12 protein-coding genes and 1 pseudogene are annotated in these 12,732 nt (G+C 56.6%); 7 read left to right on the top strand and 6 right to left on the bottom strand.

What is annotated here, in order from left to right:
* The first annotated feature begins 10 nt into the window (after positions 1–10).
* The 3 genes and pseudogenes from FH08_RS0107240 (at position 11) to FH08_RS0107230 (ending at position 2,225) form a co-directional block, all read left to right on the top strand.
* Positions 11–319, top strand: coding sequence for a LapA family protein (locus tag FH08_RS0107240; protein ID WP_031357685.1), 309 nt, complete (start codon positions 11–13; stop codon positions 317–319).
* A pseudogene (locus FH08_RS0107235) lies at positions 316–1,263 on the top strand (MFS transporter); the annotation flags it as partial. The gene FH08_RS0107240 and the pseudogene FH08_RS0107235, both read left to right, overlap by 4 nt.
* A gap of 440 nt (positions 1,264–1,703) precedes the next feature.
* Complete coding sequence (locus FH08_RS0107230) at positions 1,704–2,225, top strand: GlcG/HbpS family heme-binding protein (protein ID WP_031357683.1); 522 nt, start codon at positions 1,704–1,706, stop codon at positions 2,223–2,225.
* Between the two features lie 283 nt (positions 2,226–2,508).
* Here the strand turns inward: FH08_RS0107230 and FH08_RS0107220 are convergent, their stop codons facing one another.
* Positions 2,509–2,916, bottom strand: coding sequence for a nuclear transport factor 2 family protein (locus FH08_RS0107220; RefSeq protein ID WP_031357682.1), 408 nt, complete (start codon positions 2,914–2,916; stop codon positions 2,509–2,511).
* 130 nt (positions 2,917–3,046) lie between these two features.
* The gene (locus tag FH08_RS0107215) at positions 3,047–3,757 is read right to left on the bottom strand and encodes an SDR family NAD(P)-dependent oxidoreductase (RefSeq protein ID WP_031357681.1); all 711 of its coding nucleotides are present in this window, start codon (positions 3,755–3,757) and stop codon (positions 3,047–3,049) included.
* 229 nt (positions 3,758–3,986) lie between these two features.
* Between FH08_RS0107215 and FH08_RS54315 the strand changes: the two genes are divergently transcribed.
* Entirely contained in the window at positions 3,987–4,343 is a 357-nt protein-coding gene (locus FH08_RS54315; RefSeq protein ID WP_419177987.1) for a LysR family transcriptional regulator, read from the top strand.
* Positions 4,344–5,264: 921 nt separating this feature from the next.
* On the top strand, positions 5,265–6,029 hold the full coding sequence (locus FH08_RS0107200) for a class I SAM-dependent methyltransferase (protein WP_031357680.1): 765 nt from the start codon (positions 5,265–5,267) through the stop codon (positions 6,027–6,029).
* 670 nt (positions 6,030–6,699) lie between these two features.
* Here the strand turns inward: FH08_RS0107200 and FH08_RS0107195 are convergent.
* From FH08_RS0107195 to FH08_RS0107185, 3 genes are all read right to left on the bottom strand, one after another.
* A complete protein-coding gene (locus tag FH08_RS0107195) occupies positions 6,700–7,875 on the bottom strand; it encodes a porin (RefSeq protein WP_031357679.1) in 1,176 nt (391 codons plus the stop codon).
* Between the two features lie 505 nt (positions 7,876–8,380).
* The gene (locus FH08_RS0107190; RefSeq protein WP_235210303.1) at positions 8,381–9,226 is read right to left on the bottom strand and encodes an oxidoreductase; all 846 of its coding nucleotides are present in this window, start codon (positions 9,224–9,226) and stop codon (positions 8,381–8,383) included.
* Positions 9,227–9,385: 159 nt separating this feature from the next.
* Complete coding sequence (locus FH08_RS0107185) at positions 9,386–9,670, bottom strand: hypothetical protein (protein WP_031357677.1); 285 nt, start codon at positions 9,668–9,670, stop codon at positions 9,386–9,388.
* Between the two features lie 343 nt (positions 9,671–10,013).
* Between FH08_RS0107185 and FH08_RS0107180 the strand changes: the two genes are divergently transcribed.
* Complete coding sequence (locus tag FH08_RS0107180) at positions 10,014–10,460, top strand: cupin domain-containing protein (protein WP_031357676.1); 447 nt, start codon at positions 10,014–10,016, stop codon at positions 10,458–10,460.
* A 3-nt stretch (positions 10,461–10,463) separates the two neighbouring features.
* On the opposite strand, the gene FH08_RS0107175 is transcribed toward FH08_RS0107180, so the two are convergent.
* A complete protein-coding gene (locus FH08_RS0107175; RefSeq protein ID WP_051887864.1) occupies positions 10,464–11,798 on the bottom strand; it encodes a polyhydroxyalkanoate depolymerase in 1,335 nt (444 codons plus the stop codon).
* 273 nt (positions 11,799–12,071) lie between these two features.
* On the opposite strand from FH08_RS0107175, the gene FH08_RS0107170 reads away from it, so the two are divergent.
* Positions 12,072–12,725, top strand: coding sequence for a glutathione S-transferase family protein (locus FH08_RS0107170; protein ID WP_031357674.1), 654 nt, complete (start codon positions 12,072–12,074; stop codon positions 12,723–12,725).
* Positions 12,726–12,732: the final 7 nt, after the last annotated feature.

Below are 12,732 nucleotides of genomic sequence, written 5' to 3'. Positions count from 1 at the left end.
AGGATGAACCATGAGTTTCGTTGCGATCTTCTTCGCAGGTGCCTTTTTATGTAACGCGATGCCGCATCTCACCGCGGGTCTGCGCGGTGAGATGTTCCCGTCCCCTTTCTCGAAACCACATGGCAAAGGGCCGTCGTCGCCGCTGGTCAATTTTCTGTGGGGGATGCTGAACGTATCGATCGGTCTGGCGCTGCTCGTTCACTATCCGTTCGAGCCCGGCGTGAACGTCGATAGCGCGGCGATGCTCGTCGGCGTGCTTGTCATGGGTGTTTTCTCATCGGTTCATTTCGGTCGTGTGCGTCGCGAAGGGCTGTTTTGAGCGCGGCACAACGCGATCGGCTTGATCCACTGGTCTGGAGAATTACGATCGTCGCCGTACTCGGCTCGCTGCTTGCACAGCTTGATGCGACTATCGTCAACGTATCGCTGTCCGGTCTCGCGCACGAACTCCATGCCACGTTGCCTGCGATTCAGTGGGTGACGAGCGGGTATCTGCTCGCGCTGACGCTGGTGTTGCCGCTCAACGGCTGGCTGGTCGACCGGATCGGCGGCAGGGCGCTCTACTTGTGGTGCTTCTCGTCGTTCACGCTTAGTTCGCTGCTGTGCGGCTTTGCATGGTCGGCTGATGCGCTGGTTGGCTTCCGTCTGTTGCAGGGCGCGAGTGGCGGTCTGCTCGCACCGATGGCGCAGTTAATGATGAAGCGCGCGGCAGGTAACCAGTTTACACGCGTGGCTGGCTATGCAACCGTGCCGATCCTGCTCGGGCCGTTGCTCGGTCCGGTGATTGCAGGCCTTATTCTTCGCTATGCGTCGTGGCGCTGGCTGTTTTTCGTCAACTTGCCGGTGGGCGTGCTGGCGCTGGTGTTGTCGGTGCTGTTCCTGCCCGATGATCGTAAATATCTTCAGCCGCGGGAGATGGATTGGCTCGGACTCATGCTGCTGTCGCCCGGACTCGCGATGGTATTGTTCGGCGCAGAGCGCATCCGGCAGCATACGGGGATCGTCGCGATGGTTGCGGGCGTCGTGGTGTCCGTCGTGTTTTTGCGGGTTGAAGTGCGCAAGGCTGGGCGGGCGCTGATCGATCTGAGGCAGTTTCACAATCGCACGTTTACGGTGGCGGCTGCTGCGCAGTTCCTGTCGAATGGTGTGATGTTCGCGGGACAGATGTTGATTCCTCTCTTTCTCATTCGGTCGGTCGGCTCTGAGCAATCTATCCGAACAGCAGTCGGCCAGAGCGGATGTCTCTTTGTCGTGATGGGTCTATCAGATAGCAGGATCAGAATAAGCCTTTGCACCCGTCCAATATTGACAATCGGGCTTCGGCTATCAACGTCAACTCACGTCACTACATACATTGCTCTGACGGTCGGAGCGCTTCGAGGGAAATCGGATTGTGGAGCGTGATGAAAGAGTTCTTTTACTGGACGATATTGGTAAAACAGATTGCAGCCTCTAAAGTGGCATCAACGCGTCTGTCTCGCAGATGGATCGACCCAAAAGACTTTGGTTGGGACCACTCGAGACTGCCAACTTGTATAGCTGATTCGACCTGAGCGCGCCGTCTGCCGGCGCATGCCGCTGCCAGAAACGGCGCAATGCGTGATTCGAATTGCGCGTGAGTTAGTTGCAGAGGGTCTCGATTGCTATTGCATAACAAAACTTTGGCGCAATCCGTCTCACTGATTCAGTCTGCAGAGGGAGCTATGAAATTCACAAGCTTAGCTATGTCCTTTTTTGGCGTGTCGATCGCTTGCATTTCGGTACATGCACAACAGGCGCCGCAGCCTGAATATCGCTACGTGTTGCCACTCAAGATCGCCATGGAGGCGGCGCAAGAGGCACTCCGGGTATGTGAGGAAAAGCACTATTGGTCGACGGTCACGGTGGTCGACATGGATGGAGTACCTCAAGTCGTCCTACGCGGAGATCATGCACCGGTGGCCACAGGTGAATCGAGCTTCAGGAAAGCATTTACGGTCGTCACACTTGGACCGGAGTTTGGATTTGATCGGTCGAGCGGATTCTTCAACCTGGTTAAAACGAACCAATTCGCGCCACAGCTAGCAACGGTGCATAACGTCATTGCCCTGCCAGGGGCCGTCGCTTTCAAGGCGCACGGGGAGATCGTCGGCGCGTTGGGCATCGGCGGCGCGCCAGGGGGCGATAAAGACGAAATATGCGCGGCTGCGGGTGTCGCCAAAGTGGCCGATCAGTTGCCACAGTGAACTTGGGCTTCAGTCTAGATGGTGATGAAGCAACGTTTACACGTCGACATTGGCTTGATGCAGATCTGTCCTTCTGGCTGTTCAGCCGTTGAAGAATTTTTCGCGCGCCTTCGTCGAAAAGGCGCTATCGACCATCAAGCGTCGTTCGCCGCACTCGTCTATCGGACGATGGAGCGAGTGCATTACACAGAGAAGCGGTCGGCTGGATTCGACGAGTCGGCAACACGCCAGGAATCTGGAAGGAAACGCTGGTCGATAGTTGCCTGTCTTGTCGAGGGATGTATCAATCTTTCAGATGACTAAACTTGTCTTTTGATATCACGTCTCGACGGCTATACGCCCAAATACCGTTCTCGCGCTTAAGCCAATCGTCATAGACGCAAATGTAGCCATCAATCGCACCGTGTTTTTTCGTGAAGAACTGCAGATAGCACTTTTGACGGGCACTTTCACCGTCGACCGAAATAATTTCGTTGGTCGTGAGGTGATACATAGTCCCGAACTCTGCGATGCCCTTGGCAACAAACGCCTTCAATTGCTCGGCGCCCTTTGGCTTTTCGCCGTCGATAACACCATTGAAGACTCCGTCGACCGTGAAGCAACTCGCCCATGCTTCAGCGTCGCCTTCGTCCATCGAAAAGTTGTATTTTGCGTTTAATGCCTGGATTTCCTGAATATCACTAGATGCCATTTTGGTCACCTCTATAAAAGGTATTGAATTGCGCTGCTGCAAACAGCTCATATAAATGAGTCTCGCGATCACCGAGCCCGACGAGCCGGGTCTGCGCGCAGAGCCTTAGATCCGCTTGATATTGAATCGGCTAACGACCGGCACTCTGGCCGCCGTCGACGTGCAGGATTTCGCCCGTCACGAACGGCGCCGAATCAAGGTACAGGATCGCGTTGGTGATATCGCTCGTCTCGCCCATACGGCCGAGTGGATGGAGGGCATCGAGCATGTCGTGATATTCCGACGGATGCATTGGCGTCTTGATGATGCCCGGCGCGACGGCATTCACGCGAATACCTTTCCTGGCGTACTCAATCGCTAGTGACTTCGTGGCGGCGTTCAGGCCTCCCTTCGTCAGCGCAGCCAGTACCGAATACACTCCGCTGATCGCCTGGTCCACGACGCACGCGGTCACACTCACCACGTGGCCGCTCGAATGCTTTTCCATTTCAGCGATGGCGAGCTGCGTGATGTAATAGAAGCCCGACATATTCACATTCACCACGGCGGCGTAATCTTCCCTGGTGTTTTCCGTGAAGGGCTTGCCAATATAAATGCCGGCGTTGTTCACCAGCGTGTCGATCCGGCCGAACTTTGCGACGCCTTCCGAAATGACGCGTTCAGCGGTGTCTGGATCGCCAATATCACCGGCAACCGTCAGGATGTTCGGATCTTCCGATGGCTTGATCGATCTCGAGGTTGCAACGACGCGATAGTCGAGTTTGCGAAATGCCTTGACGATGTCTGCACCAATGCCTTGCGATGCGCCGGTGACGACGACAACCTTGTGTGACGTGCTCATGCTTTACTCCAGAAAAACGTAGATGTCTGGCTTGATGCCCGATTAAGCCGACGGCTCTTTTTATCGCGTCATCTTTGCCTGAATCGAATGGTGATTCATTTACCCAGGAAGCGGTAGGATGGCTGGATGACTTTCAGTTATTCTCCCTGCAAATGAATGACAAGCTTTCGACCCTGCAGTTGTTCGTGCGGGTTGCCCATACGTCGAGTTTGACCAAAGCCGGCCGCGAATTGGGCCTATAAGCCAACCGTCGGCATCCAGACGCATTTCGGAGCTGGAGGAGGAAATCGGGGCTGCGCTATTCATAAGAAGCACGCGAGCAGTCACGCTGACGGAAGCGGGTAGCGATTACCTTGCCCGCGTAGAAGCGATTCTCTCCGCGCTAAATGAAGCGGACCACGCCGCGCGAGGAACCACTGAGCTGCGAGGCCATTTACGCGTTGCCCTGTCGACCAGTTTCGGGGTCCACGAGGTTATCCCGCGGATAGGGCGGTTTATGAGCGCGCATCCGGCTTTGCACGTTGACTGCGAATGGCCGACGACCGAGAGGAAGCGATCTCGGTCTAGCGATCGATTCGCCGCCTGATCGAATCCGTTGAAGCGGCGAGTTGTTTTCTGGCTGCTCACGTCGCCACCGTCAGCGACCTGACATTCTGCGTACGTATGCTTAGTCCAATCTGCTCGATGTCACAAAGGTCGCAGAAGAACGGTATCGGTAAGCGAGTCGACGAACGGCCGTTGTATGTTGAAATCAGCTGTAAAGATCGAGTTGACTCGATAGACCGCATCGGGTCGCGTACTGCCGGTCGCGACTCTCCAAGACTGAGCCTACGCGTGCCAATCGTGCGAGGCAGTGACCGGCCATAATTGATCATTTGAAATGGTTGCGCAGATCGAAGACAATCCGGCGTTTTTCTCTGACGTAGCAGAGCGTGGGAGGCGGTAGGTCGCTTCAGAGCGGCGGGGACGAGACCTGCGTTTTTCAATCAGCTCTTTCGGCAGGATTGCGATTTCATCAATAGCCAGGCGGCCCATCCATTTTCGTGTTCCCGTGCGGCACCTCGGTACGCCCCTGTCCCAAATCATCAGACGCGGCTGCAGCTGGCGGAGAGGCTTGTTTCCCCGCGATGGGATCGGCTTTGGAAATGGGGAGGACAGAGGTCGTGCATCCCGCCAGGACGAGCAGTAAAGCCAGAAGGATGGTTTTTGTCATAATGGCCCCCAGAAAGGAAGTCACATATTACGACAGGCTATCAGCTATGAGTGTCAAGGCGACGGGTGTGGCATAACCTCTAGCAAAGCTTTTGAGCGATGCTGTGCGGAGTCTCTCGCATAGGAGTCAACGCGACGACGCCAGAAGTAGTTACGCGTAGCGATGCATGTCGGCTGGTCTCAGCTAGTCGGGCTCGATCTGGCTTCAAGTGTCCAGTCCGGCCAGCTTCAGTCACTCGACTGGCATCCGACCATCGCGGACAATCAAGTATCTACCGCAATTTACGGGCGCTCCATGAGTCAATCCGAAGAGACTTTCTACGATGACATGGCATCCTCTTATCACCTGATTTTCGACGATTGGGATAAGGCGATCGAGCGTCAACGGGCGGTACTCGTGCCGCTGATGGCCGCGCCCGATGTGCTTGGCACTATCCTCGATTGCGCATGCGGAATCGGTACTCAAGCGTTGGGTCTCGCACTCGCGGGATATGACGTTGAGGGTACGGATATATCGAACACAGAAGTCGAGCGGGCAGTACGGGAGGCCGCTCTGCGAAATCTGGATGTCAAATTTCGCGTGGACGACATGAGGCTGCTCTCCACGTGCAAGGAACAGCATTACGGCACGGTTGTGGCTTTCGACAACGCCATTCCACACCTGGACAGCGACGAGGAGGTCGCCAAGGCATTAGCGGCAATGCTTAGAAGCCTACGCGCGCGAGGCAAAGTATTTGTGAGCTTGAGGGACTACGGCACGTTGCTGACTCAGCGACCGACTGTGCTATCGCCATCACTGTTCATTGACAACGGGCTTCGCCGCATTGTGCATCAGGTCTGGGACTGGCAAGACGCGCGGCGTTACACAGTCCATTTGTATATCACTCGCCAGACGAACAGTCTCGGCTGGCAGTCGAACCATTTCGTCGGGCGCTATCGGGCTATCACGCCCGACGAGGTGGCGACTCTTGCTGCTCGGGTCGGATTCAACGACGTGCAGGTCCTCTCACCAACTGTCACTGGCTACTACCAACCAATTGTTACGGCCACAGCCCCTTAGTCTGCCCCGTCCGGTTGAGCTTTGCATGGCCGTTACGAGCAACGATGACCGTCTGGTACGGGGTCAACTTCTGCCCGATGCGGACCAATCAACGGCAGCCTACCCCGCAGTTCAACGTCGGACCGGGTTCGTTCTTCGGCCATGAAAGAACGATCGCCTGTTAGCTTCAACGGCAGACAACTGATCGGCAGTAGCCATTTCAAACGGAAGCTGGGTCGTCGCTGCCGTTGGAATAACGATCCCTATATTTTCGAATCTTTGACCTATTCGGAATGTCTTGGCATTCCATCCTCACGAATTTGCGGTCAGCGCCGAAGCTTATATTCCAATCGTTTGTTGGCGCATGCAGATAAGCGACGATTGCTTGACGGACGAGGTTTTCCTTCCAATATTCTGCAATTTTCCTATGGTGCAAAACACTACTGGAGAACAAACTTCCGTCTGGAGATGAACATCTAGAGCCGTTCACCATGGCTCGCGCATGGACGCTCGAGCGTCAGCTACTTATTCGACAGCGAACCGTCGGAGCGCCGCACGCTAGTGCAAGACGAACGGAGTGGACAAAGCTGCGGTGTACCGGCTGTCACGCCAGTGGCCGCGCGCGGGCCGACGCTGTTGCGCTGGCCCGTGCACCCGACGCATGGTTCGCGTCGGTGGGTATGTCGCATCTTCAGAACATCTTGCGAATACCGACTGCCACGCCCAGGTTGTTGGTCCGGCCAATGGTGTCGGTCGGCACGCCGGCGCCGTTGACCCCGCCCGGGTAGTCGGCGGAGAAGGCGCCTGTGCCGCGAGCGAAGTCTGTGATTGCGTAGACTTCCGTTCGTTTCGTGAACGAGTATTCGGCGAGAACGGTACCTGACTGGTTCACCCCCCTGCCGAGCGAGCCGTCGAGCAGTTCAGCATTGCGCGTCTGCCCGTAGTAGTAGGCGAAAGTGAACAGCAGTGGAGCGGTGGCTTGCCAGTTCGCGCCGACGTAGTAGGTGTTGTCGATCCGGTTGGGGCTGCCACCCTTCAGTGCCGGTGCGCCAGCTTGCTGCATGTTGCTGTCGGTCAAACCAGTCTGGTCCTGCCCGCGCAGCCAGCCGGCAAGCAGGCGGATGTCATGGGTGATCTGATACGCGCCGCTAATGTGGAGGAAGTTGGTCTTGCCACCATTGATTGGGCTGCCGACACTCGTGCCGACCGAAGAGGTGGTCGCAGATGTCGGCACGGAGACCTGCTGGAAGCCCGCGTTGAGCATGGCAGGGCCGAACGTATACGTCAGTTCCGCTGCGTAGGTGGAGCCGATACCGAGCGCGCCCGGCTGGTTGCTGAAGCCGTAAAGGGCATCGATCGCGAGGTTATCGAAGCTGCCCTTGTACTTGACCGCGTTATTGACTTCAAGGTAATTGCCGATGCCGTTATACATCCAGCTGTTTTGCCAGTAGTTGCCAACGGTCAGTGGGTCGAAGACATCGCCCAAGGTGTCGTAGACCGGTGCATATTGCCTACCGAATGTCAGCGCGCCCCACTTGTCGTTCGACAGCCCCACGTAAGCTTGTCGACTGAACAGTGTGTCGGGGACATGTAGTTGCCCATTGAAGGCTTCGAAGCCGTTTTCGAGGCGGAAGACCGCAGCCCAGCCACCCCCCAGATCCTCACTGCCCCTCAAGCCCCAGCGGCTGTGGGTTTCCGGGCCGGACGTCATGGCGACCTGGTCGTGGCCACCCGGGCCAGCATTCGTCTGGTATCGGATGGCTTCATCGACGATGCCGTACAGCGTGACGGAGCTTTGTGCAAATGCCGGCGCCGCAGCAGCAGCGAGAAGTGCGCCAGTGGCACTGGAAATGAAAATGTTTTTCATTAGCATTCCACAGTAATTGGTGAGCCGACTGGGAGAAATCCTTCCCAGGCTCGAACAATAAGACCGTGAAAGGGAGCGTAGCCCGTCATTTCATTCAGGCACAGATATTTGTTACGTAGTGTTGTTTATTTGCCGAGTGGGGACGGGTATTTGAAAATTGTCTGATAATTATATGAATAGGATAACGACCTATCAGTTTGGTCTTGATGCGCCGCGCTGCTTAAAGCGCGAGGCATTGCCGATGCCGAGGCGGCTAGGGAATGGGGAGGGAATGTTGTCTATTGCTGTGGCCGCAGAGCTTTTATAAAGAAATGAATTAAGCGACGCAATACTTTCGACGACGCGAAGCCCACCGCTCTCCGTTCCGGAAAAACAGGGAATAGCGGAAATTGGCGGCTTTGACTGAGGCAAGCAACAGGCGCATGCATGTCAACGGACTTCGCATGAATCTCCCCAGATTTATTCTCAAAGAAAGGCGAAACGGTATCAGGCTGTGTTCACGTCGTTAGGCGGCGTAGTCGCCATCAGTGCCTACCGAAAGCGCGCGCCAGCGGTTGAGTTCAGCTTGCATGCCGGCGAGTTTCGCATCTGCTGCATTCACGGCAACCGATCCGGCGATAAAACGCATCGGCGGTGCGGCCTCGTTTGCAAGATCCACCAGTGCTTGTGCGAGCTTCGCTGGATCCCCCGGTTGCTCGCCATTGCGTTGTTCGAAGGACGCACGCAGTCGCTCGCGCCGGTCATCGTAGTCGGTCACTACTGTGTCGCCAAAGCGAAGCGATCCGCTCGTGAGGAAGTCGGTGCGAAAGGGACCGGGCTCGACGATCGTCACGAAGAGACCGAACGGTGCGATCTCCTTCGCCAGGGATTCGGAGAAACCTTCGAGCGCGAACTTGCTGGCGCAGTAAAGCGAAGCCACTTCCGCGCCGAGGATGCCGGCAAGCGACGAGATGTTGAAGATGCGTCCGCGGCGAGCGGTGCGCATGACGGGCAACGCAGCCCAAGTCACGTTGAAAACACCGAATAGATTAGTGGCGAACTGGGCCTGTACGTCCTCGATGGTGTTCTCTTCGAAGAATCCCAGATGGCCGTATCCCGCGTTGTTCACGAGTACGTCTATCCCGCCGAATCGCGAGACAGCGGCTTCAACCGCGGCGTTCGCCTGCGCTGCGTCGGTCACGTCCAGCGCGATACCAAGCAGTTGGTCATTGTCCGGCCCCAGGCTCTTAGCAATATCTTCCCGCTTGCGTCCCGTGGCGACGACTCGATCACCCGCCTGTATCGCAGCCTTGGCGATAAGCGCACCAAGGCCGCGGCTTGCACCCGTGATAAACCATGTTTTCTGCATCATCGGCTCCTTTGAGTGAGCCTTCATGGAACCATGATGCGATGTCTGCGCGATAGACCGATCCTCGCGCGTTCTTGCCTGAACGTGCAAGACTTGGTCGAGGGTCGGTTAGCCCGTTTGCGGGTGATGAGATAAGGCGTGCTCGTCGTCAGCCCTATTTACTCAGTCGCCGAGCTCGCTTGTGCAACCAATTAACCTGGAAGGATCGGCGAGGAAGTCTTCAATGGTGCCCTCGTCCTCGAAGAGCATCTTGAGGACGCATGCTTCGTCATCGGTCAGGCATGCTTCGAGCAACTCGCCGTCGCGCCCGATGGTGTCGCAGTCTTCAAGGGTCAACTCCGCAATGACGGCGGAGGTCAATTTGACGGGCCACTTTTCACTGAACGCGACGGTGATTACTTTTCGCGCTTCATCGTAGGCTCTGATCTCGACGCTGATGTAGGACATGGTGTCGATTTCTCCAGTGAACGTACCCAGGATGGCTCGCACTGCAACCCGCCACGAAACGCTACAGAACCCAGTTTAGCAACACACACTCGTTGATACGCAATGTCTTTAGAGGAATGTAACCGCGAATTGCCAGCGAGTGAACGTGCTTTTTAAATGCCACTTTTAAGCGCGTGCACGCATTAGTTTTTGTCCACCGAGGATTCTAAGAAATCGCCTGGTTGCAGTTTCCATGTGGCCGTTCAAGTTGGAACGCTTGATGCATAGCACAGCGGCTAGCCCTTTCATTCGACAGTTTTGCTGCCTAACTTGCTGCCTAATTTGCTGCTAACGGAGCGTACCCATGTCATCTGAAACGTTCGAACTTGCCACTCGCTTTTCGCATATCCGGCCACAAGACACCCGTTATGAGGATCAAGGGTTGCGCGATTTTTTTCTTTATCGTGATTTAGGCATCGCAGACGCGACGGGTGGCAAGGTGATAGCGCAACTCGTGAAAGCTAACAATGCACCAGAGCAAGGCACGGGTTGGCACCGTCATGAGGCCGAATTCCACATTGTGATCATGCTCAAGGGCTGGGCGCGCTTCATGTACGGCGACAAGGAGACGCTGGTCGCATCCGGCGACTGCGTTCATCAAGCGCCGGGGATTGTGCATTACCTCTTCGATTATTCCGAGGACATGGAATATCTGGAGATAGTCGGCCCTGCCAATTTCACCACCATCGACGCAAAGGGTCCATGCGAAGTGCCGGCGTTCACGCCCTGGAAGAGCCAGCAACCCGCGTAGGTCTTATCCAGGCCCTTCGGACTGCACATTCAGATCCATGCGCGGTGCGACAGGGCGTGCGAGCGGCGCCAATGATTGCAAAGGCTGGGCGCGTGCATTGATGACGATGGAGCTGGGTTCGTTGTCGTGGATCATCGCGCGCACGCGTGGATAGATATGCCGCTCCCAGCGTTTGCCGTTGAACACGCCATAGTGACCGACACCCGTTTGCACGTGGTGGGTCTTCATGTACGGGCGCAATTTGTTGCACAGCTCTTGCGCGGCAAGCGTCTGGCCGACCGCGCAGATATCGTCGCGCTCGCCTTCAACGGTGAGCAGCGCGGTTCGCCGGATCAAAGACGGATCAACCCTGCGTCCGCGCACCTCCAGTTCGTGCAGCGGCAACGCGTGCTGTTGAAAGATGGTGTCGACTGTCTCCAGGTAAAACTCGGCCGTTAAATCCATGGTCGCGAAGTATTCTTCATAGAATACGCGGATGGCCTCGGCTTTCGCTGGGTCGCCCTTGGCGCGCTGATACACCATGTCTTCGAACGCGTCGAAATGACGTGTCGGATTCATCGACATGAATGCCATCAATTGCGTGTGGCCCGGATAAACGCGCCGGCCTGCGCCCGCAAATCCCCATGGCACGGCACTAATCAGATTTTGCTCGAACCATTCGATCGGCTTGCTCTTCGCCAGCACGTTCACCGAAGTCGGATTGATGCGAGTGTCGATAGGGCCGGCCATCAGCGTCATGCTGGCGGGTTGCAGCGGATGATCGTCTGCGGCCATCAGGGAAACTGCTGCAAGGGTGGCGACGGTCGGCTGGCAGACCGCCAGCAAGTGGGTGTTGGGTCCCAGCGCGACGATAAAGTCGATGACATGCTGGACGTATTCATCAAAGCCAAAGCGGCCCTGCGCGAGCGAGACATCGCGGGGGTTGATCCAGTCCGTGATATAGACGTCGTGGTGGGGCAGCAGGGTGCGTACCGTGCCGCGCAGGAGCGTGGCGAAGTGGCCGGACATGGGCGCGATCACCAGCACGCGCGGCTGTTTAGGCGCGCCTTCCTTCGCAAAATGCAGCAACGAACAGAACGGCGTGGTGAGCGTGATCTCCTCGGTCACGGGCAGGCTTTTGCCATCCATCTCCACCGAGTCGATAGCGAATGGCCGCCGGCTATGCGTGAGCGCTGTCAGTGCCAGCAGATCGCATGTGGCTCGCAGTGACCGGCCGTGAGGGGTATCGGCGAGAAACGGCCACGCATCGAGTGCGTGATTGAGCAGCGCCGCGCCGTGGCGTATTGGCAGTGTGAGATCCGCCATCGCCTGATAGCCGGAGTATGCGAATGGGTTCATCGGCTTTCGCTTGAGCGCGTATTGTAGAGTCATCCACATCAACGCAATACATATGCCAACTGTATGTCAACGTCCGGCGTCAGCATGAGGGGCGTTTGAAAGTGGCACATCCCTTGCAACATTCCTGAACATGGTCTGATCGTGCAGTCTTTTGGTGCACGTCGCACTGCGCCGCGCCGCTGGGCGTCTGCGTTTTCGCTTGAGCTTGAGCTTGAGCGTGAGCATAAGAGAGCATAAGCGTGAACCTTAAATTGATCCGTTGAGGAGCAACAGATGACGAATGCTACGCTCACTATCAGCAGCAAGAACTATTCGTCGTGGTCGTTAAGAGGCTGGTTGCTCACCAAATTCAGCGGACTGCCGTTCGACGAGTTCGTGATGTCCATGGATGACCCCGGCGCGCGTGCCGAACTGCTGCTGCTGTCGCCGTCCATTCTCGTTCCCTGCCTGGTCCACGACGGCATCAAGGTATGGGACACGCTCGCGATCGCGGAATACCTGAACGAAGTGCGTCCGAAAGCGGGGCTGTTGCCTGATGACCGGCGCATGCGTGCGCACTGTCGTTCTATTTGCGGAGAAATGCATTCGGGCTTCAGTTCCTTGCGCTCGGCATTGCCCATGAACATAAAATCGCACTTCCCGAACTTCACGATCTGGGCACGCGCTCAGACCGATATCGAGCGCATTACGGCGATCTGGCTCGAATGCCTTGAGCAATATGAAGGTCCCTATTTGTTCGGGGCGCTTAGCGCCGCCGATGCGATGTTCGCACCAGTCGTCACGCGCTTTGTCACTTACGACGTCAAGCTCGAGCCCGAGATTGTCGCCTATTCGCAGCGCATTCTCGCCTTGCCGGAGATGCAGCAATGGATAGCCGATGCGCAACAAGAAGTCGAAGAGATCGACGAGCTGGATGCCGAGTTTTGAGGCCCGC

The sequence above is a fragment of the Caballeronia sordidicola genome (assembly GCF_000729995.1).
Classification (GTDB): Bacteria; Pseudomonadota; Gammaproteobacteria; order Burkholderiales; family Burkholderiaceae; genus Caballeronia; species Caballeronia sordidicola_A.
Note: the sequence above shows the minus strand (reverse complement) of the source record. Positions and strands in the feature narration are given on the sequence as shown.